The organism is Pseudoxanthomonas sp. LjRoot143, from assembly GCF_964252945.1.
GTDB lineage: Bacteria > Pseudomonadota > Gammaproteobacteria > Xanthomonadales > Xanthomonadaceae > Pseudoxanthomonas_A.
In genome coordinates this window covers 2,627,890-2,652,216 of the sequence record NZ_CAXUPM020000001.1, presented here as the reverse complement: position 1 = coordinate 2,652,216, position 24,327 = coordinate 2,627,890, and the positions used below count along the sequence as shown (strand labels likewise).

Sequence of the window (24,327 nt, the reverse complement as noted above, 5' to 3'; positions counted from 1 at the left end):
CAGGTGCCTTGGCGGTGGCGACGCGGTAGCCTAACGCACCCCTGTCGCCGGCCGTAAGCACCGCCATGTCGAACCCCGATTCCACCGCAGGCTTGGCTACCGCTGTCGAAGGCGGCTGGCGTGTACCGGGCATCGCCAATCTGCATTCGCATGCCTTCCAGCGCGCCATGGCCGGTCTGGCGGAGCGGCAGACGCATCCGGAGGACAGCTTCTGGACCTGGCGCGAGATCATGTACCGCTTCGCGGCGCGGATGGATCCGGACAGCACGTACGCCGTGGCGACGCAGCTCTATGCCGAAATGCTGGAGGCCGGTTACACGGCCGTCTGCGAGTTCCACTATGTGCATCACCAGCCCGACGGCACGCCATACGCCGATCGGGCCGCCATGTCGAAGGCGCTGACCGCCGCTGCGCGCGACACCGGCATCCGCATGACGTTGTTGCCGGTGCTGTACATGACGGGCGGTTTCGACGGGCGGGCGCTGTCGGCACGGCAGCAGCGCTTCGGCCACGGTGTCGGGGATTTTCTCCGGCTGCTGGAGGACCTGCATCCGCTGCAGGACGCGCAACTGCGCATCGGCTGCGCGTTCCACAGCCTGCGTGCGGTACCGGAAGCCGCGATGCGCGAGGTGCTGGCGGCGCTGCCGGCCGACGCGCCGATCCACATCCACATCGCCGAACAGGTGGGCGAAGTCCAGGACAGCCTGGCGGTCCGCAACGCGCGCCCCGTCGAATGGCTGCTGCGGGAGTTTGCCGTCGACCGCCGCTGGACGCTGGTGCACGCCACCCACCTGACGCAGGAAGAGACGCGCGGCATCGCATCCAGCGGCGCCACCGTCGCGATCTGCCCGACCACGGAGGCCAACCTCGGTGACGGCCTGTTCCCGTTGCGCGACTACCTGCAGGCAGGCGGCCGCTGGGGCATCGGCTCGGATTCGCACGTGTCGGTGTCGCCGGTCGAGGAGTTGCGCTGGCTGGAGTACGGCCAGCGCCTGTTCACGCGTCACCGCAACATCGCCGTGACCACGCACTCGCCGAGCGTCGGCGAAACGCTGCTGGGGGGCGTACTGGACAGCGCATCGGATGCCACGGGCTTCCAGTCCGTCAGGGAAGACGCGGTGCTGCTGGATGCCGCCGCTCCGGTGCTGGCGGGCGCCGCGGTCGACGACGTCGTCGACCGCTGGCTGTTCGCCGGCAATCGGCCGCTGGTGAAGCAGGTCCGCGTGGCGGGACGCACCGTCGTTTCCGAGGGACGGCATGCGGACGGCGAGGCCATCGCGCGCCGTTACGGCGAAACACTCCGGCGACTGCTGCGTGATTGAGGCCGGCCGGCGATGACCCGCCTGCGCCATCGGTCATCGGCCGGATCGGGGGTTCCATCGCCGGCATTCCAGGTCCCATCCGATAGGCGCATACCGGTTGAGCGCCTGCGGCAGCATGGCTCTTGTCCCTACAGGAGCTTCGCCATGCCCTACGCGCACACCCTTGCCCTGACGCTGGCAGTCGCCAGTGGTTCCGCCCATGCCATGACCGACGCCACGCTGGCCGACACGGTCGCCAGGCGCCTGCAGGGCGACCGCACCGGCGCCTGCATGGCGGTGGCGGTGATCGAGAACGGATCCGTGGCCCGCACGTTCCAGTGCGCGGATCCGAAGGATGCCGCCCGCATCGGGCCGGATACCGCGTTCGAGATCGGTTCGGTCAGCAAGACCATGACCGCCGCGCTGCTGGCCGATCTGATCGGGCAGGGCAAGGGGTCGCTGGACGATCCGCTGTCCGCCTGGCTTCCCCCGGGCACGAAGCTGCCGGACTACCAGGGCAAGCCCATCCTGCTGCGGCACATCGTCACCCATACCTCCGGCCTGCCGTCGTTGCCCTCGCGCATGGGCGCGCCGGACATGACCGACCCGTACGCGAAGCTGGACGAAGCGGCGTTGCTCGCGTCGCTCGGCGACGTCACGTTGGCGGCCGCACCGGGCACGACGTTCGAATACTCCAACTTCGCCTCGATGGTGCTGTCGTATGCCGTCGCACGACGCGCCGGCACGGACATGGAAACGTTGATGAAGCAGCGGCTGTTCGCGCCGCTCGGCATGCAGCACGCCTATATCAACACGCCGCCGGCCGGCGTACGCGCTGCGGTCGGACACACGCCGAATGCAAGGCCAACGCCTGCGTGGCACTTCCAGACCAATCTCGCCGGTGTCGGTGGCGTGCGCGCCACGCTCGATGACATGGTCCGCTACGTGCAGGGTCAACTGGGTGCGGAAGCGAGCATCATCGCCCCGGCGCTGAAGCTGTCGCAGCAGAAAGTGTCCGATGCACCGCCGATGGCGATGAACTGGATGCTGATGCCGGTCGGCGGCCGCACGGTGCACGTGCATGAAGGCGGCACGGGGGGCTTCTCGTCGTTCGTCTCATTCGACAAGGACCAGCGACGCGGTGTGGTGATCCTCTCGGATACGACATGGAACTCGATCGGCAGCCTGGGCTCGCTGGGGTTGCACCTGGTCGACGCCAGCTTCCCGCTGGGAAAGCCGCGCGTCGAAGTCAAACCCGATGCTGCGTTGCTCGATGGGCTGGTCGGCGACTACGCGTTGGCCGGCGGCATGAAGATGACGCTGCGCCGCCAGGGCGACGCCCTGGAGATCCATCCCGCCGGGCAGGGCGCGTACAGGATGGGCCACGACAGTGCCGGCGATTTCTACCCGCGTGATGTCGATGCCGTGCTGCGGCCGCAGCGTGGTGCGGATGGCTACACGTTCATCTGGATGCAGATGGGAGCCGCAGTGCCGGCCACGCGCATCGACAAGGCGGCGGCCCGGCCAGCCTTTGCCGTCGAGGCCGCCACGCTGCGCGACTACGAAGGCGAGTATCCGCTGGTGCCGGGCTTCGGCCTGACCGTCAAGGTGCAGGATGATGCGCTGACGGTGCAGGGCACGGGTCAACCCGCCTTGCCCGTGAAGGCGGTGCAACGGGATGTCTTCGTGATGGACGCGGTGGGCGCCGAGATCAGCTTCGAGCGTGATGCGGCAGGCAAGGTGGTGGCACTGACGCTGAAGCAGGCGGGCCAGCAGCTGCGGGGTGAAAGGAAGTGAGCGGATCGCGCGACAACTACCTGCTGGGTGAGCCGCTGCCTGCGGACGTGCTGGTGGGTGGCACCACCGTCCTCAGCCGCTATCGCCAGTATCCGGTGTTCGGCCGTCGCTGGTTGGCAGGACGCAGCCTGCTGTTCTGCAGTGTCATCGCCGTGGTGGCGGTGTTCATCGGCATGGGCACCGGGATCGCCGTCCGCGACGTTGCGGTCGCGTCGAAGGTCACGGTCATCCAGTTCATTGCGTTCAGCCTGATGGCGACCCTGGGCCCCGCGCTGGCCACGGCGGTGCGCCATGCACGCTGGCCAGAGGCGCGTGAGCGCAAGGCCGTGGTGATGGCGGTATTGGCAGGCATGGTGTTGAGCTTCTTCGTGGACCGCGTTGCTTCGTCATACATCGAGCAGCTGATCAGGCCGGGCATGGTGGCCGCCGGCCTGCCGATGGCCGAACAGATGGCGCCGGTCGCACCGCTGCTGAAAGCGATCGGGCTGGCAATCAATGTTGCCGCGCTGGTGCTCATCTACGGCCTGTTCGGTGGCGGTCTGGCCTTGCGCGCCTATTTCAGCGAACGGCGCCGCTGGGACGATCACCACCATGCGCGTGAAGTGCACGCCCTGGAAAGTCGTGTGCACGAAGCCGACCTGCGCCTGGGCGTACTCCAGGCACAGGTGGAACCGCATTTCCTGTTCAACACGCTGGCGTCGGTGCGCGCGCTGGTGCGGCAGGATCCCGCGCAGGCCGAGGCCACGCTGGACGCGCTGGTCGATTTCCTGCGCGCGACCATTCCCAAGCTGCGCGACGACCGCGGCCTGCATGCGACGCTGGGCCAGCAACTCGATATCTGCGCGAGTTATCTCGTGCTGATGCAGGTGCGCATGGGCGGGCGGCTGACGTACACCGTGCGGGCCGACGAGCTACTGCGTGCGTTGCCTTTCCCGCCTTCACTGTTGATCACACTGGTGGAAAACGCGATCAAGCACGGCATCGAGCCGCGTCCCGGCCCGGGCCGGATCGAGATCGACGCGTCCCGTGATGACGGCGTGCTGCGCGTCCAGGTGCGCGACGATGGCGCCGGCCTGCAGCCCGGTCTCAGCACCGGCGTCGGCCTGGCGAACGTGCGCGAACAACTGGCGGCACGTTACGGTGCGAGTGCCGCCTTCGCGTTGACGCCCAATACGGCCGGTCGCGGGGTTTGCGCCGAGATCCGGGTGCCGGTAGGTTCACCGGAATGAATACCGTGACCGCCCTGATCGCAGAAGACGAGGCGCCGCAGCGGCGCGCGCTGCAGCAGCAGTTGCGCGCGGCCTGGCCGGAGCTTGACGTGGTCGCGGTCTGCGAAGACGGCGTGTCCGCGATGGAGGCGGTCGCGCAGCATCGGCCGCAGGTCGCCTTCCTCGACATCCGCATGCCGGGTGTCAGCGGACTGGATGTCGCACGCCAGGTCGTCGCGCAGGGCGGGCTGGTCGTCTTCACCACGGCCTACGAGGACTACGCGATCCGCGCGTTCGAGGCGGGCGCGGCCGACTATCTGCTGAAGCCGGTACAGGATGCGCGACTCGAACAGGCGGTCGCCCGCGTGCGCGAACGGCTTGCCGATGCGCGTGCTCCGGATCTGCGCACGCTGATCGACGATCTGGAGGCGCGCCTGCGCCCGCAGGGCGACCGGCTGATCCGCTGGATCACCGCCAGTGTCGGCGACAGCGTGCGGATGATCGCCGTCGACGACGTGCTGTTCTTCCAGGCACAGGACAAGTACGTGCGCGTGGTGACCGCCACCGACGAGGCGATCATCCGGATGACGCTGAAGGAGCTGCTGGGCGGGGTCGATCCCGACGTGTTCTGGCAGGTGCACCGTGGCGTGCTGGTGCGCGTGCAGGCGATCGATCGCGTACGCAAGGACGAACTCGGCCGCCATCACCTCAGCGTCAAGGGGCGCACCGACGTGTTGCCGGTCAGCGCCGCGTTCCAGCAGCGCTTCCGCGGCATGTAGGTGCGTCAGCCGAACAGGTCGTCGGCCTTCTTCAACGCGCCTTCGAGTTCCAGCAGGAACTGCTTGGTCGTCAGACCGCCGCCGAAACCGGTCAACGAGCCGTCCGCACCGATCACACGATGGCAGGGCAGTACGATCGGCAACGGGTTGCGCCCGTTCGCTGCGCCGACCGCGCGCATCGCCGTGGGTTTGCCCACACGCTGCGCCAGTTGCGCGTAGCTGATCGTCTCGCCATAGCCGATGCCGGCCAGCGTCATCCATACCGTTAGCTGGAATTCTGTGCCGCGGGGCGCCAGCGGCAGGTCGAAGGCATGGCGTTTGGCTGCGAAGTATTCGTCCAGTTGCCGAGCCGCCAGGCCGATCAACGCGTGGTCGCCTTCGGTCCAGCCGTGCCGGTCGGCAGGATGCCGATTGCGCGGGAACTCGATCGCATGCAGGCCGACATCGGTCGCGGCGACGGTGAGCAGGCCGACGGGGCTGTCGAGGTGGCGGTAGAGGATCATGGGGGCAGGCAGGATACGTGGGCTTGAATGTAGGAGCGACGTAAGTCGCGACCGCTTGAATGAAGCATTTTTATGGACTGAAGGATCCCGGTCGCGACTTACGTCGCTCCTACAGCAGCGGAAACTTTCGGTGCCGCCATGCTGCCCTTCCACACATGGATCACCGCATACGCGCGCCACGGCCGCCAGGCTTCCGCGCGAGCGGTCAGCGCCTTCGCGGTTATGCGTACGCCATCGGCGGGTACGGCTTTCTGCAGCACCAGGTCGTCGGCGGGGAAGGCATCCGGATGGCCGAGCGCGCGCAGCGCCATGTAATGCGCGGTCCATGGGCCGATACCGGGCAGCGCGACCCAGCGCGATGTGAAATCCTCCAGCGTGCGTTCGGGATGGAAGTCGACGCGACCGTCCAGCAGCGCGCGCGACAGTCCGCGGATCGTGTCGGCCCGCGCGCGGGTCAGGCCGATCTCGGTCAGGTCGACATCGATCAGCCGGTCCGGCGTCGGGAACAGGTGCGTCAGCCCCTCCGTTCCCATGTCCAGTGGCGTGCCATGCCGTTGCGCCAACCGTGCGGTCAGCGTGCGCGCGGCCGCCACGCTGACCTGCTGGCCGATCACCGCGCGCACCGCAATCTCGAAACCGTCCCAGCCGCTCGGCAGCCGCAGGCCGGGACGCGCCTCCAGCAGCGGACGCAGGCGGGGATCGCCGCCGAGCGCCTGCGCGATGACGTGCGGATCCGCATCCAGGTCGAACATGCGACGCAACCGATGCACGATGCCCAGCAGTTGCGCCGGTGCGGCGCCATGCAGTTCCAGCTTGAGCGCATGCGTATCCGCCCCCCACGCGCTGACGCGCAGCCAGCCCGGCGCATCGGCCGTGCCGATCACGCGCAGGTAGCTGGCGTCATCGACCACTTCCACGCCCGGCAACGCGCGCCCGCGCAGGAAATCCAGCATCGCAGCCAGATCGTAGGGTGGGCGATAGCCCAGCCGCAGCGTCATCACGTCATGCGAAGGCATCGCTTCGCGCTTGCGCAGTTCGCGCGGCGCCATGCGGTACTCCTCGCGGAACGTGGTGTTGAAGCGGGTCAGGCTGCCGAAGCCGGCGGCGAGTGCGACCTGCGTGATCGGCAGCGCGGTCTCGGTCAGCAATTGCTTGGCGAACAGCAGCCGGCGCGTGCCATGCACTTCGGTAGGGGTCGCGCCCAATCGTTCGCTGAAGAGGCGGCGCAACTGCCGTTCGCCCAGCCCCACCTTGTCCGCCAGGCTCGCCAGCGGCGCATCGACCAGTGCGCCCTGATCGATCATCTTCAGCGCACGCGCGACCACATCGTCGCCGCGCCGCCATGCGCCGTCGCCGGGCGCGAGCTCCGGTCGGCAGCGCAGGCAGGGACGGAAGCCGGCCGCTTCGGCCGCCGCCGCATGGCGGTAGTAGACGATGTTGGACGGCTTCGGCGCCGGCGCCGGGCAGACCGGCCGGCAGTAGATCCGCGTGCTGGTGACGGCGGTGAAGAACAGCCCGTCGAAGCGGGCATCGCGGCTCAGTCGGGCCTGTTCGCAGACGCGCGGATCGGGCAGGGCGGTGGCATCGGTGACCATGGGGGCAGGCTAGCACCGCCCCTGCGCACGGACTCACCGGTTCCGGACATCAATGGGCGGCGCCTGTCCGCGGCGTCAGCGCGGGCGTGAACACGTCCGTCGAACCGTCGTTGTGCGCCGGCGTGATGCCCAGCAGCGTGGCCAGCAGCGGATAGACGTCCACGTTGTCGAACGCGGGCAACGTGATGCCGTGGCGAAAGCTCGGGCCTGCGGCCACGAACACCGCGCGCATGGAGGGCAGCGTGTTGTCGTAGCCATGCGAACCGCGGTTCAGACGGTCGGTCGGCACCCGCGCCAGTTGCTCGGCGGGCACACCGTTCCAGCCCTCGTCGAACTGGCAGACGATCGCCGGCACGCGCGGATGCGCGCCGTAATGCCAGCGGGCCGGCAGGTCCTGCTTGCGCCAGCATTCGTAATGGTCGTGGCGGCCGAGCAGGCGCTTCGCGGTGGACGCCTCATGACCCGCACGCGGGTTGAAGCCGATCACCTGGCCGGTGCTGACCGCTTCGGCCTGCTCGATCGTGGCCATGTCCTCGATGGCGATGTACTGGTCCGGACGCACCGGCGCCATGCCGTGGTCCGAGACCACCACGATGTCGGTCGATGCCCTCAGGCTGTGCGCGTCCAGTGCCTGCACGATGCGGCCGACGGCCGCGTCCACTTCGCGGATCGCCGCGCGCGTCTCCGGTGCATCGGGCCCCTTTTCGTGGCCGACGTTGTCGACGCGCTCGATATACAGCGCGGCCAGGTGCGGGCGGGTGGCCGGTGGTTCGGTCATCCATGCCGCGACCTGGTCGGCGCGCGCGGCGGAATCGATCTCCGGTGAGTACGGTACCCAGCGCGTGGGGCGCAGGCCGTTGATCGGTGCGGCATTGCCCGGCCATGCCCAGACGGCGGTGCGCAGGCCGGCCTGGCCGGCGGTGTTCCAGATCGGCTCTCCCTGCCACCAGCGCGCATCGGCGCCGGCCGCCTTGTCGGTCACCTTGAAGCCGCCGACGGCGTCGTCGCGCATGCTGTTGTGGATGATCCCGTGGCGGTCCGGGCGCAGGCCGGTGACCAGGGTGAAGTGGTTCGGGAACGTCAGCACCGGGTAGGAGGGATTCATCCAGTCGGCGCGCACGCCCTCGCGGGCGAGCCTGTCGAGCGTGGGGGTGTTGCCGCGGCCCAGGGCGCTGGCCGGCAGGCCGTCGATGGAGATCAGGACGACGCTGTGCGGTGCGGGCGGCGTCGTGGAGGGAGCGGAGGGGGTGGTGGTGCAGCCGGCCGTCCACAGCAGGGCGGCCAGCACCGTCACCCTGACCAATGGCAGGCGCATGCGGTAGGTGCAGAAGCTGAAATCGCGTACAGCTTGGCAGACTCAGGGAGCATCCGCATGACACAGGTCGTCCGACTTTCGTCCGTGCTGCTGCTGGCGTGCGCCATCGCGCCTTGCGGCGCAGGCGCCACCGATGCCATCCGCGAGGCCGAATGCGCGGTCTGGCAGCGTGAACGTAGCTTCGCCCGCTCCGTCGCCGAGCACGACGCCGCCGCCTTCGCGGAGCACCTGCACCCGGATGCCGCGTTCGGCGTCAGCGGAAAACCGACCCGTGGCCGCGAGGCGATCGCTCGCGAGTGGGCTGGCCTGATCGACGGCACCGCACTGGTCCTGCGCTGGTATCCCGCGGTCGTCACGCTGGGCGGCGATGGCCGCACCGTCTATTCGAGCGGTCCCGCGCTGTACGAGGACCCGAAGACCGGGGCCACCCGGCTCGGGCGGTTCGGCTCGGTCTGGCAGCGTGGCGACGACGGCATCTGGCGGGTGCTGTTCGACGATGGCATCCCGCCGCAACCGGCCGACGCCGTGGCCGTGCAGCGCTTCCGCGACGGTGAAGGCGCCGCCTGTCCCGCTGGCTGAGGCCGGCCTAAACGCAGCGCGTTGCCGGGGTGCTGCCCGCAGGCGGGAGGCGTATCGTGAAGTCACATTCACGCCCGGGAGCCGCCCATGAAACGCCTTCCCCTGATGCTGGCCCTGGCGGTCAGCCTGGCCGCTGCGACCGCACAGGCGCAGACCACCACCGAACAGGTGCCCACCGCCGCGCCGGCCCCAGCGGAGCAGGTTCCGCAGGCGGCCCCCGACGGGCAGACCCCTGTGGCAGCCGATGGCAGGAAGCGTCTGTCCGAGGAGAACTGCCTGCGCCACACCGGCAGCCGCATCACCCAGCGTGACGGCAAGCCGCGCTGCACCGGCCAGCCTGGTCGCGTCTACAGCAAGGACGACATCGACCGTACCGGCCACACCAACCTCGCCGATGCACTGCGTGCGCTCGATCCGGCGATGAACTGACCGCCGGCCCGAGCCCTCCTGCTTTTCGCGCGACGCCGCCTCAGCAGTCGTCCGAACGTCCAGCCGCGTAGCGCAGCCCGCGCGCCAGCTGCGCCGTGACATTGGCGTCGCCGTAGACCTTCGCCTCGTGGCCCAACCCGGTGTACCAGCTGCGGCCCCCATCGAAAGCGTGGCACCAGGCGATCGGGTGGTCGTCGCCCATCTGTCCGCCCTCGTATTCGCGCTCGTCCACCGTGGCGATGACGCGCACCTGCGCGCGCGGATTGGTGCGGTAGTTGTACAGTTCGTCGGTGATCGGCCAGCGTGCGCCGACGGGCTGTCCGTCATGCTCCGGCTGCACCTGCGTGGATTGCAGTCCCGGTGGGTGGTTCTTGAAGTAGGCACCTACCAGCCGCCCGTACCAGGGCCAGTCGTACTCCGTGTCTGCGGCGGCATGCACGCCGACGAAGCCGCCGCCGCCGCGCACGAACCCTTCCATCGCCGCCTGCTGGGCCTCGTCCAGCACGTCGCCGGTGGTGCTGGCGAACACCACCACGCGGTAGCGCGCCAGATTGGCGGCGGTGAACACGTCGGCGTCCTCGGTCGCATCCACCGGCATACCCTCGGCAGCCGCCAGGCGCTGCAGCGTCGCCACGGCCACCGGAATGGACTCGTGGCGGAACTTCGCCGTCTTCGAGAACACCAGTACGCGGTCCGGTGCTGCAGCGGCCAGGGGCGCCGTGACCAACAGGCCGGCAAGCAGCAGGGCAGGGAAGCGGAGGAGCGTCATGGCCCGATTCTGCCATGCCAGCGATCACGCACTGCAGCATCGCCCCGGCTCGCGCCCGACCGCGGGCCGCCGCGATAATGGCGGCCAATCTGCATCTGGAACCCGCCATGTCCGATCCCCGCCACGACCCGTCCCGCGTCATCCGCGCTCCGCGCGGCGCCACGCTCACCTGCAAGTCCTGGCTCAGCGAAGCGCCGTACCGGATGCTGCAGAACAACCTGGACGCGGAAGTGGCCGAGGATCCCACCGCGCTGGTCGTCTACGGCGGTATCGGCCGCGCCGCCCGCGACTGGGCCTGCTACGACGCCATCCTGACGTCGCTGCGCGAGCTCGACGACAACGAGACGCTGCTGGTGCAGTCGGGCAAGCCGGTCGGCATCTTCCCCACGCACGCCGATGCGCCGCGCGTGCTGATCGCCAACTCCAACCTGGTGCCGCACTGGGCCACGTGGGAGCACTTCAACGAGCTCGATAAGAAGGGCCTGGCGATGTACGGCCAGATGACCGCCGGCTCGTGGATCTACATCGGCAGCCAGGGCATCGTGCAGGGTACCTACGAGACGTTCGTCGAGATGGGTCGCCAGCACTACGGCGGCGACCTGACCGGCAAGTGGATCCTTACCGCCGGTCTCGGTGGCATGGGTGGCGCGCAGCCGCTGGCCGCGGCGCTGGCCGGCGCCAGTTCGCTGAACATCGAATGCCGCCAGTCGAGCATCGACATGCGCCTGCGCACGCGCTACGTGGACGAGCAGGCCACCGACCTCGATGACGCGCTTGCGCGCATCGCGAAGTACACCGCGGCAGGAGAAGCGAAATCCATCGCGCTGCTCGGCAACGCCGCCGAGATCCTGCCGGAACTGGTGAAGCGCGGCGTGCGTCCGGATGCCGTCACCGACCAGACCAGCGCGCACGATCCCGTGCACGGCTACCTGCCGATCGGCTGGACGGTCGAGCAGTGGCTGGCCGCGCAGAAGGCCGAACCCGAGCGCGTGCGCGACGCCGCCAAGCAGGCGATGCGCGTGCACGTCGAGGCGATGCTGGCATTCCAGCAGATGGGCGTGCCGACGTTCGATTACGGCAACAACATCCGCCAGATGGCGTTCGACGAAGGCCTGCAGAACGCGTTCGATTTTCCCGGCTTTGTGCCGGCCTATGTGCGGCCGCTGTTCTGCCGCGGCGTGGGTCCGTTCCGCTGGGTTGCGCTGAGCGGCGATCCGGAGGACATCTACAAGACCGATGCCAAGGTCAAGGAACTGATCCCCGACGATGCCCACCTGCATCGCTGGCTGGACATGGCGCGCGAGCGCATCAGCTTCCAGGGCCTGCCGGCGCGCATCTGCTGGGTCGGCCTGGGCCTGCGCCACAAGCTCGGCCTGGCGTTCAACGAGATGGTGCGCAACGGTGAACTGAAGGCGCCGGTGGTGATCGGCCGCGATCACCTGGACAGCGGCAGCGTGGCCTCGCCGAACCGCGAGACCGAAGCGATGAAGGACGGCAGCGATGCGGTTTCTGACTGGCCGCTGTTGAACGCGATGTTGAACGTCGCGGGCGGCGCCACCTGGGTGTCGCTGCACCACGGCGGCGGCGTCGGCATGGGCTATTCGCAGCACTCCGGCGTGGTCATCGTCTGCGACGGCACCGAGGAAGCGGACAAGCGCATCGCCCGCGTACTGTGGAACGACCCCGGCACCGGCGTGATGCGTCATGCCGATGCCGGCTACGACATCGCTGTGCAGTGCGCGAAGGAGCAGGGGTTGAAGCTGCCGATGGTGTGAGACTGTGGTCAATGCGTCAGGCAAACGGCCCGCGATTGCTGGCCGTTTGCGTATATGTCGTTTCGATCGCGAGTCTGCTGTCGTCCCGAAGCGGATGTCGACACAAACCGAGTCGCTGGAAAGATCGGGTCCCTACCTTCCCAGGGGGCCAGGAGAGAGGGTTCTGCTCGGTCCGCGAGCGAAGGCCTCCCGATGCAGCCTGGTCCGACCGACTCCAGACGTGATCGTCGACTCGGTCGACCAGCGCCGCCAGTTAAGGATTGGACAGAGTGGGGCCAGAAGAGGGCAGCATCCCCTTTCGCTCCAGTGGCCCTTGCCTTGCCCTACAAGAGATGGCCAGCCAGCATGTATCCACATGTCATGGCTACGACGAGAAGGGCGCCCTCCAGCCGCGGCGGCGCCGGAACCGGAATGTCCAGCCAACGGCAGGCGATTCCGATGCAGAGCGCCAACAAGATGCCTACCAGGGCAGTGATCATGGCGCATCGCTCCTCGAGGTCCGTCCGGTAGGGCCGCCGCAATCGCGCCGATGCTGCGCTTCGCGGCGAACGAGCAGGCGATCCGCCAGCATATAGCCGCTGGTCATCGCGACCACCAACAGGGCGCCGACCAGTACCGGCGGCGCGGGCACCGGCACGCCGAAGGCGCGGCAACCGAAACCGATGCCAAAGCCGAGCAGGAGCCCTGCGATGAATTTCCCTTTCATGCGAGGCGCCCCTGGTTGGAGGGGGCGGCGGGCGGTGCGGTCCCCGGTGCACCGCCGATGAAATGGCGCACCTGCGGCCGCTGCGTGGGATCGGCCAGCGTCTCCAGCAGGGCGTCCTGGATCGCGCGTTCGTCTTCGGTCACGCGTTCGTGCTGGCGCAGGTGTTCGCGCCACGAACTGTCGACGAAATACTCCAGGTAAAGCCCGGGCTGGGTGCTGTCCTCGGCCACGCCCCACTGCAGCGCACCGTTGCGTCGGCGCGCGTGTCCGAGCGGCTGCAAGCGGCGCAGAAATTCCTCACGCTGCGTCAGCGCGACCCGGTACTCGATCGTCACCAGCACCGGGCCACGGTCGTCGTGGATGTCGTCGGCGATCACCGGTTGCGGCCAATGGCCGGAAGGCGTGACGTTGACGTGTGCCGCCGCCCCCAATTTGAACCCGATACTGGCCAGCGCAGCCACAGCAGTTCCCACGGCGGCCGCCACGAGTGCCTGTGGCGAGCCGATGGCCTGCGCCAGCCAGCCCCAGCCGAGGCTGCCGATCGCCATGCCGGCGGAAAACACCACGATGTACAACGAGAGCGCGCGGGCGCGCACCCAGGCGGGCACCGCGGTCTGCGCGGCGATCTGCAGCGACGACAGCACGCTGATCCACGCGAAGCCGGCCAGCAGCGCCACGGCATACAGCAGCGGGATCCAGCGCAGCCAGGCGATGGCCAGGATGCACAACGCATAGGCCAGCGTCGCCACCATGACCATGCGGTCGGGATCCATGCGTGCGCGCAGTCCGGGCAGCAGCATCGCGCCGCCGATGGCACCGGCACCGATGCATCCGAGCAACAGGCCGTAGGTGCCGGCGCTCGCGGCCAGGTCCTGTTTCACGACGATGGGTAGCAGCGCCGTCAGCGCGCTGGCGAACGTGAAGAAGCAGGCGGCCTTCACCAGCACCGCCTGCAGCACGCTGGCCTGGGTGGCATAACGCAGCCCAGCGCGCAGGGCGACGCCGAAGGTCTCGGGCGGCAGCACCGACACCGTCGGCGTGCGCCGCCAGCGCCACAGCACGACCGCCACGGCAAGGAACGTCAGTGCGTTGACCGCGAATGCCCAGGCGATGCCGGCCTGCGCCACGATCAGGCCGCCCAGCGCGGGACCGGTCGCGCGCGCGATGTTCATGCTCAGCGAACCCAGCGCCACGGCCGGTCCAAGCATGGGTTTGGGCACCAGCTCCGGCGTGGTGGCCTGCTGCGCCGGCATCGCCATCGCCGCGCCGATGCCGAGCGCGAACGTCAGGGCGATGAGGGTCCAGGGACCCAGTGCGTCGAGGTGCGCGAGCACCGCCAGCGTGCTGGCCACCAGCAGCATCCACAGTTGCGCGACGATCAGGTAGCGGCGACGGTCGACGATGTCCGCCAGCGTGCCGGCGACGATGGCCAGCACCACCACCGGCAGGGTGGTCGCCGACTGCACGGCGGCGACCATCAACGGCGAGTTCGTCGTTTCGGCCATGATCCAGGCGGCCGCGACATCGTGTACCCAAGTGCCGATGTTGCCGACCAGGATCGCGAGCCAGAGCGCGCGGAACGTCGGTTGTCCCAACGGGGACCAGGGGCCGTGCGGAGCGGGCGTGGACATCGTCAGAACGCGAAGCAGGCGCAGCCGAGCGTGCCCCAGAACGCCTGCAGGTCGCGCGTCGGCACGGCGTGATGGGCCGCGTGGTGGTGGCCGGCAGGGTCGTGCGCGTGCACGCGGCATGCCGGGCCGTGCGCATGGGCCAGTGCCGCACTGGCCTGCGCCAGCGTACCGCCCTGGTAGCCGCCGAAGCGGTTGACCGGCGACCAGTCGGGCATCGGCGCCGGCAGCGTCGGTGCGTGCGGTGCGAACGGCCCGGTGCCGTGCACGATGCGGCCGCCCACCACCGTCAGCACGCTGGTGATGTCGGGGATGTCGTCTTCGGCCACGGCCAAGTAGTCGGCCGACAGCAGTGCGCAGTCGGCGAACTGGCCGGGCGCCAGTCGGCCCTTGCGTGCCTGCTCGGTGGAAAACCACGCGCTGCCGTGCGTCCACAGTTGCAGGGCTTCTTCGCGTTCCAGCCGGTTGTCGTCGCCGTACATCTGCAGGCCGCCGAGCGTGCGTCCGCTGACCAGCCAGTACAGGGCCACCCACGGGTTGTAGCTGGCGACGCGGGTGGCGTCGGTGCCGGCACCGACCGGCACACCGGCCTGCAGCATGCGCCGCACCGGCGGCGTATGTCGCAGCGCGTCCTTGCCGTAGCGCGCAGCGAAGAACTCGCCCTGGTAGGCCATGCGGTGCTGGATGGCGATGCCCCCGCCCAGCGCGCGCACGCGGTCGATGTTGCGCGGCGAGATGGTTTCCGCGTGATCGACGATCCAGTGCAGGCCGTCGAACGGCACCTCGCGGTTCACCTGCTCGTAGACGTCGAGCACGCGGGTGATGCTCTCATCGTAAGTGGCGTGGATGCGGAACGGCCAGCGCTGTTCGGCGAGGAAGCGCACCACGTTCGCCAGGTCGCCCTCGAGTGTCGCCGGCAGGTCGGGGCGTGGCTCGCGGAAGTCCTCGAAGTCCGCCGCCGAGAACACCAGCATCTCGCCGGCACCGTTGTGGCGCAGCAGATCGTCGCCCTGGCCAGGCTTCAGCATCGTCGACCAGCGCTGGAAGTCGGCCAGCTCCTCGCCCTTCTTCTGGGTGAAGAGGTTGTAGGCGATGCGCACCGTCAGCTGTCCGTCGGCGTGCAGCTGCTCGATGATCCGGTAGTCCTCCGGATAGTTCTGGAAGCCGCCGCCGGCGTCGATCACCGAGGTGATGCCCAGCCGGTTGAGCTCGCGCATGAAATGCCGCGTGGAGTTGAGCTGGTAGTCCGCCGGCAGGCGTGGCCCCATCGCCAGCGTCGCATAGAGGATCAACGCGTTGGGCTTCGCCAGCAGCAGGCCGGTGGGATTGCCGGCCTTGTCGCGCTGGATCTCGCCGCCGGGCGGGTCCGGTGTGTCCTTGGTGTAGCCCACCGCGCGCAATGCGGCGCGGTTGAGCAGGGCGCGGTCGTACAGGTGCAGGATGAAGACCGGCGTATCAGGTGCGGCGGCGTTCAACTCCTCCAGCGTCGGCAAGCGCTTTTCGGCGAACTGCGATTCGCTGAAACCCCCGACCACGCGCACCCATTGCGGCGCCGGGGTGACGGCGACCTGCGCCTTCAGCATCGCCATGGCATCGGCCAGCGAGCGCACACCGTCCCAGCGCAGTTCCAGGTTGTAGTTCAGGCCGCCGCGGATCAGGTGCGTATGGCTGTCGTTGAGGCCGGGCACCAGCCGGCGGCCACCGGCGTCGATCACGCGGGTGGCATCGCGGGCGTGCGCCATCACCTGCGCCTCGTCGCCCACCACCAGCACGCGACCGTCGGCGAACGCGATGGCGCTGGCGGAAGGCCGGGCGACATCCAGCGTGGTGATGCGCGCGTTGCGCAGGATCAGGTCGGCCATGCGGGGATCTCCGGGTCGGGCGTTGCCAGGCAGCGCCGCGAGCGTGGCGGCGGCCGCCATGCCCTTCAGCAGGTGGCGACGGGCGTCATCAATGTCCATCAACGTGCTCCGGGCAAATGGAGACGAGTGCCCGCGATGCTGAACGGCACTGATCGGTTTCCATACCGCGTCTCAAGCGAGGGGCTCAATGCCCGCCTTCTGAGGCGCCGAACATGCTCTTCGCATACTGGATGCCCAAGCCGTAACCGCCGCCATGAACCTTCGCGATTCCGGTGGTCAGGTCGTATGTTTTTCCGCGGGCCCAATCCCTTTGCAGCTCCAGCAGGTACTGCATGCTGGTCATCGGGCGCACGCCCGCCTGGATCATGCGTTGCATCGCGCGCTCGTGAGCTTCGGCGGTAACGTCGCCACAGGCATCGGCGATCACGTAGACCTCGAAACCCTGGTCCAGGGCAGAAAGGGCGGGACCGACAATGCAGACACTGGTCCAGAGACCGCACAGGACAATACGTCCTTTGCCTGCGGCGTTGATGGCAGATACGACAGCGGCATCCTCCCAGCAATTCATGGTGGTCCGGTCGTGGACCTGTGTGTTCGGCAGGGACGGAAGAACCTCGGGAAACAGCGGCCCAGAGAACGATTTCTCAGCCACGGTCGTCAGTATCGTAGAGACGTCAAAGCCGGCAGCCCCTTTCGCGAGCAAGGCTACGTTGTTGCGCAGCGTCGCGACATCAATGGAATGGGTGGCAAACGCCATTTGCGACTGGTGATCGATGAGGATCAGGGTGTGGTCGGTCGGCGTGAGCAGTGACTTTCCGGCAGCTACGGTAGCGGTGGGCATGGGGAGCTCCTTCGTCATGGGAGCCTTAACTTCGCTCAGTGAACCACCCTTTGGCTTGGATTGCCGTGCGCTGGCGTCTGATGTCCTCTTCTGACCGATAACGGACCACCTAACCCGCAGGACGCAGCGGCCCAACGCCCGTCAGCGTGCGCCACTTCCCGAAAAGCAGTCCAACGTTCCCTCTTACTCGCCTATTCTTCCCGCCCGGCGTCAGTCGGTGTCGCTTCGCGGACCGGGCCCGGGTCTTGGGGCGGGCGGCTGGAGCGCAGGTGGTGCTCGCCGGCAGTCCGGCGGGATTGCCTTTCGACGCGCATACCGGCCGTCGATGGATGTGTCATGCTCGCCGCCGTCGCAACGACCATGGGAGTGCACGTGATGGCGAAGGGCCTGGACAAGAAGAAAGAGCAGAAGAAGAAGCCCGCGAAAACGCTGAAGGAAAAGCGTGCGGACAAGAACGAGAAGAAGGCGACGCGCGGCTGACGTCTACGATGGTACGGCGGCCGGCCTTCACGGGCCTGCCGCCTGCCTGCGGGGCGGGTCGCCGCTGCGTCGTCAGTGCGGCACGCGCCGGAGCTTCGAGATGTCGTACCCCATCGCCTCGATCTGCTTCACCCGCATCTGGTAGTCCGACTCCGGGATCCGTGGCGTGCGTGCCATCAGCCACACGTAGTCGCGCTTGCTGCGCCCGACGATCGTCTGCCGGTAGTCGGCATCGACCCAGGCGATGACGTACTCGGCCTGGATCGGCCAGACGAACTGCATGCCCCAGACCGCGCCACCGCCCTCCGGACGCACGGTGCCGACGGGGTGCATCGTCTTCTCCGGACCGTCGAGTGCGCCCTTGCGATAGCGGAACGTGGTCTGGATGCGGCCATCCGGTCGCTGTGCATACGATTCGACCGCCGCGTAGGCGTCGCGTTCGGGAAACGACGGAATATGGGCGATGACGTACCAGTCGCCCATGAAGCGCGCCACGTCCACCGGCGCCGCGGTGGCGATCGATGGTTTGACGTTGCCCTGGCGGCAGGCGGCGGTGGTGGCGACCATCAGCGCCAGCAGGGCAAAGGGCAGGGTGCGCATGTCAGTGTCCTCCAGGCCGCTGGAACCGGTAGTGTGCGACCAGCCATTCCTGACCGTCGCGGTAGCCGAACAGTTCGGCGCAGGCCATCCAGAACATGCGCCAGCGCTGGTTCCACAGCGGTGCCGCATCGCCATAGGCCTGTCGCAGCACCGCCATCACGGCGTCGCGGTTGGCGTCGTGATTGTCCAACCAATGGTTCGCGGTGCGCTGGTAGTGCGTGCCGTCCAGCAGCCAGCGCTGCTGCAGGTGCAGATGGTCCTGGAAAAACAGCAGCAGGTCGGCCGACGGCATCATGCCACCGGTGAAGAAGTGCCGGCCCATCCAGTTGTCCTCGCCCTGCGTCTCGAACGGATACATCAGGTGGCGATGGACGAAGATGTGCACGAACAGCGCGCCGCCCGGGCGCAGCGCATCGTGGATGCGCCGCATCAGCGCGGCATGGTTGCTGACGTGTTCGAACATCTCCACCGACACGCAGCGGTCGAAGGCCTGCTCGTCCAGCTGCAACTGGTTGACGTCGCAGGTGATGACGCGGACGTTGTGCAGGCCGCGTTCGTCGCACCGCGCTTCGATGAACCGGCGTTGCGAGTGCGAGTTCGATACCGCGGTGATGCGTGCGTCCGGATACCGCTCGGCCATCCACAGCGTCAGCGAACCCCAGCCGCAACCGAGCTCCAGGATGTCCTGTCCGTCGGCCAGGCCGGCGCGTTCGCCGTACAGCGCCAGCATCGCGTCCTCGGCCTGGTCCAGCGTCTCGTCGCCGGTGGGGTAGTAGCAGCTGCTGTACTTAAGACGGTGGCCGAGGCACTGGCGGAAGAAATCCGCAGGCAGTTCGTAATGCTGGCGATTGGCCTCATCGGTGTGTATCGCCAGGGCGCCCTGGCGCAGTGCCCGCAGCCGGTGGGCGAGCTGCGCCGACTGTGCGGCCTGTCCGCCGGCGCTCTCGTCGCGCAGCCGTTGTGCGCAGAGTTGGCGGATGCCGGCGCGGATCAGCGCATCGGGCAGCAGTCCGCGCTCGGCCAGGCCGAGCAGGCCCGGGGCCGCGCGGTCGGCGGCGAGTTCTTCGACCATGGCATTCATCGCGTCGCCTCCCGGGCGGCAGGTTTGGGAAACCAGGGGAACAGCATCGGCGTGGTGCGCTGGTAGTCGCGGTAGTCCTCGCCGCGCGTGCGCAGCGCCTGCGCTTCGGTGAAGGGAATGCCGCTGATCCAGCGCAGGAATACGAACATCACCAGCGGACCGCTCAACGACAGCCAGAACCACGGTGAACCCGCCGCCAGCGCGATGTAGGCGAACCAGTGCAGCCATTCGAAGAAGTAGTTGGGATGGCGCGAGTAGCGCCACAGCCCTTCGCGGCAGGTGCGGCCGCGGTTCGCCGGATCGGCGCGGAAGCGGGCGAGCTGGCGGTCGGCGAGGGTCTCGCCCACCACGCTGACGATGCCGAGCAGTGCGGCCAGCGTGATCCACGGCCAGAACGTCGCCACCGGGCTGCGCGCCACAGCGGCGAACGGCAAGGCGAACAGCACCACCAGCAACGACTGCCCGGCGAAGAACAGGTAGAACTTGCCCTGGTGGCCGCGCCAGTGCGCGCGCAGATACTGGTAACGGCCGTCTTCCGGTTCGTGGGTGACGCGCTGCCACAGGTGCAAGGCCAGGCGCAGGCCCCAGCTGCCGCCCAGCACCGCCAGCGCGACGCGCGCCTGCCAGGCGCCGTCGCCGCACGCGGCCAGGAAGATCGCGGCGAATCCGACGCACGCCGTCCACACCACATCGACCATGCCGGCATTGGTGTGGCGACGTTGCCACCCCCAGCCGACGGTCATCGCCAGCAGCGACACGCCCCAGACGATCGCGATCGCAGGCAGCGCGTTCATCGTGCCCCCTCGCCGGCGTGCGGCGGGCGTTGCATCAGCAGGTGCGACACGCCGATGGAACGCTCCAGGAAGCCGCCTTCGCAATAGGCCAGGTAGAACTCCCACAGGCGGATGAAGCGTTCGTCGAAACCCTGCGCGCGCACGTCGTTCAGGCGGGTCAGGAAGCGGCGGCGCCACGCGCGCAGCGTGTAGGCGTAGGACAGGCCGAAGTCCTCCTGGTGCAGCACCTGCAGGTCGCTGGAACGGGTCTTTGCGCCGTACATGGCTTCCAGCGATGGGATGAAGCTGCCGGGAAAGACGAAGCGCTTGATGAAGTCCACCGAATCGCGCGCCTGCACGTAGCGGTGGTCTTCGATGGTGATGGCCTGCAGCAGCGCCTGGCCGCCCGGCCGCAACAGTGCGCCCAGCTTGCCGAAGAAAGTGTCCAGGTACGGCGCGCCGATGGCTTCGATCATCTCGATCGACACCAGCTTGTCGTACGTGCCCTGCAGGTCGCGGTAATCCTGCTGCAACAGGGTCACACGGTCCTGCAGGCCCGCTTCGGCCACGCGCTGGCACGCGAGCGCGTGCTGCTCCTGCGAGATGGTGGTCGTGGTGACGTGGCAGCCGTAGTGGCGCGCGGCATGCAGCGCGAAGCCACCCCAGCCGGTACCGATCTCGATGACGCGGTCGTCCGGCGTCAGCGCCAGCTTGCGGCACACCGCGTCGAGCTTGCGGAACGAGGCCGTCTCCAGATCGTCGTCCATCGAGGCGAACATCGCCGACGAGTACATCAGGTCCGGCGACAGGAACAGCGCGAAGAAATCGTTGCCGAGGTCGTAGTGCGCGGCGATGTTGCGGCGGCTGCCTTCGCGCGTATTGCGGTGCAGCGCATGCCAGCGCCGCAGTGCCCAGCCGCCGAGCCGGGCGAGGCCGGTTTCCATGCCGTCCAGCAGCGCACGGTTGCGCACCAGCAGGCGCACCAGCGCGACCAGGTCGTCGCAGCGCCACTGGCCCGCGATGTACGCCTCGCCTGCGCCGACACTGCCCTGCGCGGCGACGGCGCGGTAGAAGGCGGGCTCGTCCACCCACAGGTGCACGGGAGGCAACGCATCGCCGCTCGCATTGCCGAAGCGGTGTTCGCCCAGCGCGTCGCGTACCACCAGCGTGCCATGGTCCAGGTCGTCGAGACGGGCGAGCAGCTGCGTGCGCAGCCAGCGGTCCAACGCGCCGAAGACAACGGGGGAGGAAACGTGGGCGATCTCGTTCATGGGGTTTCGCGGGAGAGGGAAGGGTGGTCGTGGACCGGCGTGCGCTTCAGCCACAGGCGCAAGGCCTGCCAGTGGATGCCGCCGACCACCCGCGCGGTCATCAGTGGATATCGCCACAGCACGCGCGCGAGCGAGGTGCCCTGCAAGGGTCGCCTCACCAGCGTCAGCGTGGCGTCGAAGGCGCGCCGGCCCTCGCGGTCCACCTGCATGTGCACGCGCAGTGCGTCGTCGGGCGTGCCGAAGCGCCAGCGGTAGGCGCAGTCCATCGGCAGGAAGGGCGAGACATGGAAGGCCTTGTCGAAACCCCATTCCCAGCCATCGCCATGCGGCACGCCCTCGCTCACCGGCAGCACGTAGCTGTGCCGCTCACGCCAGGGCGTGTTGGTGATTTCCGCGACAACCGCGTCCAGCGTGACGCCGTCGGGCTGGAAGCAGTAGTAGAAGCTCACCGGGTTGAAGGCCAGGCCGCCGTAGCGCAGATGCGTCAGCAGACGGATGGGGCCCGCCGGGCGCCGGCCCAGCTGCCGCGCCACGCGGTCGCGCACGGCATCGGCGAGTGGCAGGTCGTGCGGCGCGAGATAGTCGCTGCGGCGGAACTCGGCCAGGTTGCGACGGTCCACCGACCACAGCCAGCGCCGGTCGAACACGCGGTCCAGTTCGTCCAGGTCCAGGTAGAGCTGCGCCATCCGGTACCGGAACGCATGCGGCCGCGGCGTGTGCCGGCGATGGCGCACCCAGCCTTCGTAGACGGCGCTGGCCAATGGTACGGTCATGCCGACGCGAACTCGATGCCGAGATCGACGCCTTCGCCGTGATGCCGGGTAAGAAAGGCGTCGACCAGGTCGTGCGCGCTGCGGATGCCGTCCTCGTGGAAGCCCCAGCCCCAGTACGCACCGGCGAACCAGGTGCGCCGGTGGCCCTGGATTTCGGCCTTGCGGCGCTGCGCCGCCACCATCGCGTGGTCGTGTACCGGATGGCGGTACTGCATGCGCCGCAGGACGCGCGCGGGATCGATCGCTTCGCTGCGGTTGAGCGTGACGATGAAGGGCTCGGGCGCGTCAACGCCCTGCAGCAGGTTCATGCAGTAGCTGACGGTGCACGGCGCGTCCGGATCGCGGGGTATGTGCGCATTCCATGCCGCCCAGGCCTTGCGCCGGCGCGGCAGGAGGGACGCGTCGGTATGCAGTACGGTGTCGTTGGTCTGGTAGCGCATCGCCCCGAGGATCTCCCACTCGCGCGCGTCGGCATCGCCCTGCAGCAGGGCGAGCGCGGTGTCGCTGTGGCAGGCGAGCACGGCGTGGTCGTAGCGCTCGCGCCCGTGCTCGCTGACGACTTCGACGCCGCCCGCATCGCGCCGCACGGCATAGACCGGGCACGACAGGCGTTCCTGTACGCGCCAGCGCTCGCGCAGTGCCCGCACATAGGTGGCGGACCCGCCGCTCACCACGCGCCACGGTGCGCGCCGCCCCAGCGTCAGCATCCGGTGATTGGCCATGAACTGCACCAGGTAACGCGCAGGGAAATCGAGGATCTGCTGCGGCGGCGACGACCACAGTGCGGACGCCATCGGGATCAGGTGTTCGTTGCGGAACGCCGCGCCATAGCGGCCGGTCTGCAGGTAGTCGCCGAGGGTCGGGCCGGGCTCGTTGGTGGTGAGCAGGGCAGGCGCCTCGCGGTAGAAGCGCACCAGGTCCCGAAGCATGCCGAGGAAACGTGGCGACACCAGATTGCGGCGCTGGCAGAACAGCGTGTCCAGGGTGGTGGCGTTGTACTCCAGGCCGGTGCGCTCGCTGTGCACGGAGAAGCTCATCGTGGTGGGCTGCGAGGCCACGCCGAGGTCGTCGAACAGGCTGCAGAGACGCGGATAGTGGTCCTGGTTGAAGACGATGAAGCCGCTGTCGATGGCATAGCGCCGGCCGGCCTGTTCGACGTCGTGCGTGTGCGTATGCCCGCCGAGATAGTCGTTGGCTTCGTACAGCACGACATCGTGGTGGTGCGACAGCCACCAGGCCGATGCCAGCCCGGCGATCCCCGATCCGATGACGGCGATGCGCATGCTCAGTGCCTCGCCTTCGCCAGCACCCAGGCGGGCACCGGCTTGAGGTCGTGTACCAGCCCGAGCATCGCCAGCAGGCGCAGGCCGTACCAGGTGAGGTCCACTTCCCACCAGCGGAAGCCCTGGCGCGCAGTGCCCGGGAAGAAATGATGGTTGTTGTGCCAGCCCTCGCCGAACGTCAGCAGCGCCAGCCACAGGTTGTTGCGGCTGTCGTCGCGCGTGTCGAAGCGACGCTTGCCGAAGCGATGCGCCAGCGAGTTGATGGTGACGGTGGCATGGAACAGCACCACCGTCGAGACGAAGAAGCCCCACACCAGCAGTTGCGGACCACTGGTGCCGAGCGCCGGCGTGAAGCGCTCAAGTAGCTCGCCGAGCAGGTAGAGGCCTGCCGCGAGCATCACGGGAATCACCGTGTCGTAGCGGTCCAGCCAGCGCAGTTCCGGATAGCCGGCCAGGTCGGGAATGCGCGACCAGTCTGTGCGGAAGCCCTCACGCGTCAGGAACCAGCCCGCATGGCTCCACCAGAAGCCGTGCACGTTCGGCGAATGCGGATCCGCCGCGGTGTCGGCATGGCGGTGATGGTTGCGGTGGTGCGCGGCCCACCACAGCGGTCCGCGCTGCACGCTGGCCGCACCGATCAGCGCGAACGCGAACTGCACCACTCGCGAGGCGCGGAACGTGCGGTGCGAGAAATAGCGGTGGTAGAACGCGGTGATGGCGAACATGCGCAGCGCGTACAGCGCGACCGCCACGATCACCGCGATCGGCGATACGCCCACCCACAGCACCGCCACGCAGGCCAGGTGCATGCCGAGGAACGGCACGGCACGCAGCCAGTCGATCCGCTGCGCGCTCGCCGTCGCGTCCTCTTCGCGCACCTGCGTATCGAACCATCGGCGCAGCGCGGCCAGGCCACGGTGCACGGACGGGGGGGAGGAAGCGCCTGCCTGCATCGCGTGGATCTCCGCTGCGTTCAAGG

24 protein-coding genes are annotated in these 24,327 nt (G+C 68.5%); 8 read left to right on the top strand and 16 right to left on the bottom strand.

Annotated features, from left to right (window positions below):
• Positions 1-65: 65 nt before the first annotated feature.
• From ACSQ1W_RS12865 to ACSQ1W_RS12850, 4 genes are all read left to right on the top strand, one after another.
• Positions 66-1,322, top strand: coding sequence for a formimidoylglutamate deiminase (locus tag ACSQ1W_RS12865; RefSeq protein WP_436044020.1), 1,257 nt, complete (start codon positions 66-68; stop codon positions 1,320-1,322).
• Between the two features lie 144 nt (positions 1,323-1,466).
• On the top strand, positions 1,467-3,098 hold the full coding sequence (locus ACSQ1W_RS12860; RefSeq protein WP_436044018.1) for a serine hydrolase: 1,632 nt from the start codon (positions 1,467-1,469) through the stop codon (positions 3,096-3,098).
• Positions 3,095-4,327, top strand: coding sequence for a sensor histidine kinase (locus tag ACSQ1W_RS12855; RefSeq protein WP_436044016.1), 1,233 nt, complete (start codon positions 3,095-3,097; stop codon positions 4,325-4,327). Before ACSQ1W_RS12860 ends, ACSQ1W_RS12855 begins: the two co-directional genes overlap by 4 nt.
• The gene (locus ACSQ1W_RS12850; RefSeq protein ID WP_436044014.1) at positions 4,324-5,085 is read left to right on the top strand and encodes a LytR/AlgR family response regulator transcription factor; all 762 of its coding nucleotides are present in this window, start codon (positions 4,324-4,326) and stop codon (positions 5,083-5,085) included. The genes ACSQ1W_RS12855 and ACSQ1W_RS12850 overlap by 4 nt, the downstream gene beginning before the upstream one ends.
• Before the next feature lie 5 nt (positions 5,086-5,090).
• Here ACSQ1W_RS12850 and ACSQ1W_RS12845 read toward each other — a convergent pair whose 3' ends face one another.
• The 3 genes from ACSQ1W_RS12845 to ACSQ1W_RS12835 all read right to left on the bottom strand — a co-directional run bounded on the left by ACSQ1W_RS12845 (position 5,091) and on the right by ACSQ1W_RS12835 (position 8,498).
• A complete protein-coding gene (locus ACSQ1W_RS12845) occupies positions 5,091-5,588 on the bottom strand; it encodes a methylated-DNA--[protein]-cysteine S-methyltransferase (protein ID WP_436044012.1) in 498 nt (165 codons plus the stop codon).
• A 98-nt stretch (positions 5,589-5,686) separates the two neighbouring features.
• Positions 5,687-7,183, bottom strand: a complete 1,497-nt coding sequence (locus tag ACSQ1W_RS12840) for an AlkA N-terminal domain-containing protein (RefSeq protein WP_436044010.1) — start codon at positions 7,181-7,183, stop codon at positions 5,687-5,689.
• Between the two features lie 49 nt (positions 7,184-7,232).
• The gene (locus tag ACSQ1W_RS12835) at positions 7,233-8,498 is read right to left on the bottom strand and encodes an ectonucleotide pyrophosphatase/phosphodiesterase (RefSeq protein WP_436044008.1); all 1,266 of its coding nucleotides are present in this window, start codon (positions 8,496-8,498) and stop codon (positions 7,233-7,235) included.
• A gap of 57 nt (positions 8,499-8,555) precedes the next feature.
• Between ACSQ1W_RS12835 and ACSQ1W_RS12830 the strand changes: the two genes are divergently transcribed.
• Both ACSQ1W_RS12830 and ACSQ1W_RS12825 read left to right on the top strand, forming a co-directional pair.
• Positions 8,556-9,077 carry a YybH family protein gene (locus ACSQ1W_RS12830; protein WP_436044006.1) on the top strand — a complete coding sequence of 174 codons (522 nt, stop codon included), beginning with the start codon at positions 8,556-8,558 and terminating at the stop codon, positions 9,075-9,077.
• A gap of 87 nt (positions 9,078-9,164) precedes the next feature.
• The gene (locus ACSQ1W_RS12825; RefSeq protein ID WP_436044004.1) at positions 9,165-9,506 is read left to right on the top strand and encodes a hypothetical protein; all 342 of its coding nucleotides are present in this window, start codon (positions 9,165-9,167) and stop codon (positions 9,504-9,506) included.
• Positions 9,507-9,546: 40 nt separating this feature from the next.
• Here the strand turns inward: ACSQ1W_RS12825 and ACSQ1W_RS12820 are convergent, their stop codons facing one another.
• Positions 9,547-10,275, bottom strand: coding sequence for a ThuA domain-containing protein (locus tag ACSQ1W_RS12820; protein ID WP_436044002.1), 729 nt, complete (start codon positions 10,273-10,275; stop codon positions 9,547-9,549).
• A gap of 107 nt (positions 10,276-10,382) precedes the next feature.
• Between ACSQ1W_RS12820 and hutU the strand changes: the two genes are divergently transcribed.
• Positions 10,383-12,050: a urocanate hydratase gene (gene hutU, locus ACSQ1W_RS12815; RefSeq protein WP_436044000.1), complete on the top strand. Its 1,668-nt coding sequence runs from the start codon at positions 10,383-10,385 to the stop codon at positions 12,048-12,050.
• A 323-nt stretch (positions 12,051-12,373) separates the two neighbouring features.
• Here the strand turns inward: hutU and ACSQ1W_RS12810 are convergent, their stop codons facing one another.
• The 5 genes from ACSQ1W_RS12810 to ACSQ1W_RS12790 form a co-directional block, all read right to left on the bottom strand.
• Positions 12,374-12,529, bottom strand: coding sequence for a DUF1427 family protein (locus ACSQ1W_RS12810; protein WP_436043998.1), 156 nt, complete (start codon positions 12,527-12,529; stop codon positions 12,374-12,376).
• Complete coding sequence (locus ACSQ1W_RS12805; protein WP_436043996.1) at positions 12,526-12,756, bottom strand: XapX domain-containing protein; 231 nt, start codon at positions 12,754-12,756, stop codon at positions 12,526-12,528. Before ACSQ1W_RS12805 ends, ACSQ1W_RS12810 begins: the two co-directional genes overlap by 4 nt.
• Positions 12,753-14,387: an MFS transporter gene (locus tag ACSQ1W_RS12800; protein WP_436043994.1), complete on the bottom strand. Its 1,635-nt coding sequence runs from the start codon at positions 14,385-14,387 to the stop codon at positions 12,753-12,755. The genes ACSQ1W_RS12805 and ACSQ1W_RS12800 overlap by 4 nt, the downstream gene beginning before the upstream one ends.
• A 2-nt stretch (positions 14,388-14,389) precedes the next feature.
• On the bottom strand, positions 14,390-16,246 hold the full coding sequence (locus ACSQ1W_RS12795) for an amidohydrolase (RefSeq protein WP_436046183.1): 1,857 nt from the start codon (positions 16,244-16,246) through the stop codon (positions 14,390-14,392).
• A gap of 184 nt (positions 16,247-16,430) precedes the next feature.
• Positions 16,431-17,087, bottom strand: coding sequence for a hydrolase (locus tag ACSQ1W_RS12790; protein WP_436043992.1), 657 nt, complete (start codon positions 17,085-17,087; stop codon positions 16,431-16,433).
• Between the two features lie 336 nt (positions 17,088-17,423).
• Here ACSQ1W_RS12790 and ACSQ1W_RS12785 point away from each other — a divergent pair, with 336 nt between their 5' ends.
• Positions 17,424-17,567 carry a hypothetical protein gene (locus ACSQ1W_RS12785; protein ID WP_436043990.1) on the top strand — a complete coding sequence of 48 codons (144 nt, stop codon included), beginning with the start codon at positions 17,424-17,426 and terminating at the stop codon, positions 17,565-17,567.
• A gap of 72 nt (positions 17,568-17,639) precedes the next feature.
• Here the strand turns inward: ACSQ1W_RS12785 and ACSQ1W_RS12780 are convergent, their stop codons facing one another.
• Genes ACSQ1W_RS12780 through ACSQ1W_RS12750 form a run of 7 tightly spaced genes read right to left on the bottom strand, consistent with a single transcriptional unit; the run spans position 17,640 to position 24,250 of the window.
• Positions 17,640-18,167, bottom strand: a complete 528-nt coding sequence (locus tag ACSQ1W_RS12780; RefSeq protein WP_436043988.1) for a lipocalin family protein — start codon at positions 18,165-18,167, stop codon at positions 17,640-17,642.
• Between the two features lies 1 nt (position 18,168).
• Entirely contained in the window at positions 18,169-19,248 is a 1,080-nt protein-coding gene (locus ACSQ1W_RS12775) for a class I SAM-dependent methyltransferase (RefSeq protein WP_436043986.1), read from the bottom strand.
• A complete protein-coding gene (locus tag ACSQ1W_RS12770) occupies positions 19,245-20,042 on the bottom strand; it encodes a DUF1295 domain-containing protein (protein WP_436043984.1) in 798 nt (265 codons plus the stop codon). The genes ACSQ1W_RS12775 and ACSQ1W_RS12770 overlap by 4 nt, the downstream gene beginning before the upstream one ends.
• Complete coding sequence (locus tag ACSQ1W_RS12765) at positions 20,039-21,292, bottom strand: class I SAM-dependent methyltransferase (protein ID WP_436043982.1); 1,254 nt, start codon at positions 21,290-21,292, stop codon at positions 20,039-20,041. The genes ACSQ1W_RS12770 and ACSQ1W_RS12765 overlap by 4 nt, the downstream gene beginning before the upstream one ends.
• A complete protein-coding gene (locus ACSQ1W_RS12760) occupies positions 21,289-22,065 on the bottom strand; it encodes a DUF1365 domain-containing protein (RefSeq protein ID WP_436043980.1) in 777 nt (258 codons plus the stop codon). The genes ACSQ1W_RS12765 and ACSQ1W_RS12760 overlap by 4 nt, the downstream gene beginning before the upstream one ends.
• Positions 22,062-23,348 (bottom strand): NAD(P)/FAD-dependent oxidoreductase, encoded by a 1,287-nt coding sequence (locus ACSQ1W_RS12755; protein WP_436043978.1) that lies wholly within the window; start codon positions 23,346-23,348, stop codon positions 22,062-22,064. The genes ACSQ1W_RS12760 and ACSQ1W_RS12755 overlap by 4 nt, the downstream gene beginning before the upstream one ends.
• A gap of 2 nt (positions 23,349-23,350) precedes the next feature.
• The gene (locus ACSQ1W_RS12750; protein ID WP_436046181.1) at positions 23,351-24,250 is read right to left on the bottom strand and encodes an acyl-CoA desaturase; all 900 of its coding nucleotides are present in this window, start codon (positions 24,248-24,250) and stop codon (positions 23,351-23,353) included.
• Positions 24,251-24,327 lie beyond the last annotated feature (77 nt).

Excerpts from the sequence above, each read along its gene's own strand:
- ACSQ1W_RS12800 (WP_436043994.1), bottom strand. The coding sequence starts at position 14,387 with ATGTCCACGCCCGCTCCGCACGGCCCCTGGTCCCCGTTGGGACAACCG.
- ACSQ1W_RS12760 (WP_436043980.1), bottom strand. The coding sequence starts at position 22,065 with ATGACCGTACCATTGGCCAGCGCCGTCTACGAAGGCTGGGTGCGCCAT.
- ACSQ1W_RS12840 (WP_436044010.1), bottom strand. The coding sequence starts at position 7,183 with ATGGTCACCGATGCCACCGCCCTGCCCGATCCGCGCGTCTGCGAACAG.
- ACSQ1W_RS12860 (WP_436044018.1), top strand. The coding sequence starts at position 1,467 with ATGCCCTACGCGCACACCCTTGCCCTGACGCTGGCAGTCGCCAGTGGT.
- ACSQ1W_RS12865 (WP_436044020.1), top strand. The coding sequence starts at position 66 with ATGTCGAACCCCGATTCCACCGCAGGCTTGGCTACCGCTGTCGAAGGC.
- ACSQ1W_RS12830 (WP_436044006.1), top strand. The coding sequence starts at position 8,556 with ATGACACAGGTCGTCCGACTTTCGTCCGTGCTGCTGCTGGCGTGCGCC.
- ACSQ1W_RS12845 (WP_436044012.1), bottom strand. The coding sequence starts at position 5,588 with ATGATCCTCTACCGCCACCTCGACAGCCCCGTCGGCCTGCTCACCGTC.
- ACSQ1W_RS12835 (WP_436044008.1), bottom strand. The coding sequence starts at position 8,498 with ATGCGCCTGCCATTGGTCAGGGTGACGGTGCTGGCCGCCCTGCTGTGG.
- ACSQ1W_RS12825 (WP_436044004.1), top strand. The coding sequence starts at position 9,165 with ATGAAACGCCTTCCCCTGATGCTGGCCCTGGCGGTCAGCCTGGCCGCT.
- ACSQ1W_RS12780 (WP_436043988.1), bottom strand. The coding sequence starts at position 18,167 with ATGCGCACCCTGCCCTTTGCCCTGCTGGCGCTGATGGTCGCCACCACC.
- ACSQ1W_RS12785 (WP_436043990.1), top strand. The coding sequence starts at position 17,424 with ATGCTCGCCGCCGTCGCAACGACCATGGGAGTGCACGTGATGGCGAAG.
- hutU (WP_436044000.1), top strand. The coding sequence starts at position 10,383 with ATGTCCGATCCCCGCCACGACCCGTCCCGCGTCATCCGCGCTCCGCGC.
- ACSQ1W_RS12810 (WP_436043998.1), bottom strand. The coding sequence starts at position 12,529 with ATGATCACTGCCCTGGTAGGCATCTTGTTGGCGCTCTGCATCGGAATC.
- ACSQ1W_RS12805 (WP_436043996.1), bottom strand. The coding sequence starts at position 12,756 with ATGAAAGGGAAATTCATCGCAGGGCTCCTGCTCGGCTTTGGCATCGGT.
- ACSQ1W_RS12765 (WP_436043982.1), bottom strand. The coding sequence starts at position 21,292 with ATGAACGAGATCGCCCACGTTTCCTCCCCCGTTGTCTTCGGCGCGTTG.
- ACSQ1W_RS12775 (WP_436043986.1), bottom strand. The coding sequence starts at position 19,248 with ATGAATGCCATGGTCGAAGAACTCGCCGCCGACCGCGCGGCCCCGGGC.
- ACSQ1W_RS12820 (WP_436044002.1), bottom strand. The coding sequence starts at position 10,275 with ATGACGCTCCTCCGCTTCCCTGCCCTGCTGCTTGCCGGCCTGTTGGTC.
- ACSQ1W_RS12770 (WP_436043984.1), bottom strand. The coding sequence starts at position 20,042 with ATGAACGCGCTGCCTGCGATCGCGATCGTCTGGGGCGTGTCGCTGCTG.
- ACSQ1W_RS12795 (WP_436046183.1), bottom strand. The coding sequence starts at position 16,246 with ATGGCCGACCTGATCCTGCGCAACGCGCGCATCACCACGCTGGATGTC.
- ACSQ1W_RS12850 (WP_436044014.1), top strand. The coding sequence starts at position 4,324 with ATGAATACCGTGACCGCCCTGATCGCAGAAGACGAGGCGCCGCAGCGG.
- ACSQ1W_RS12755 (WP_436043978.1), bottom strand. The coding sequence starts at position 23,348 with ATGCGCATCGCCGTCATCGGATCGGGGATCGCCGGGCTGGCATCGGCC.
- ACSQ1W_RS12790 (WP_436043992.1), bottom strand. The coding sequence starts at position 17,087 with ATGCCCACCGCTACCGTAGCTGCCGGAAAGTCACTGCTCACGCCGACC.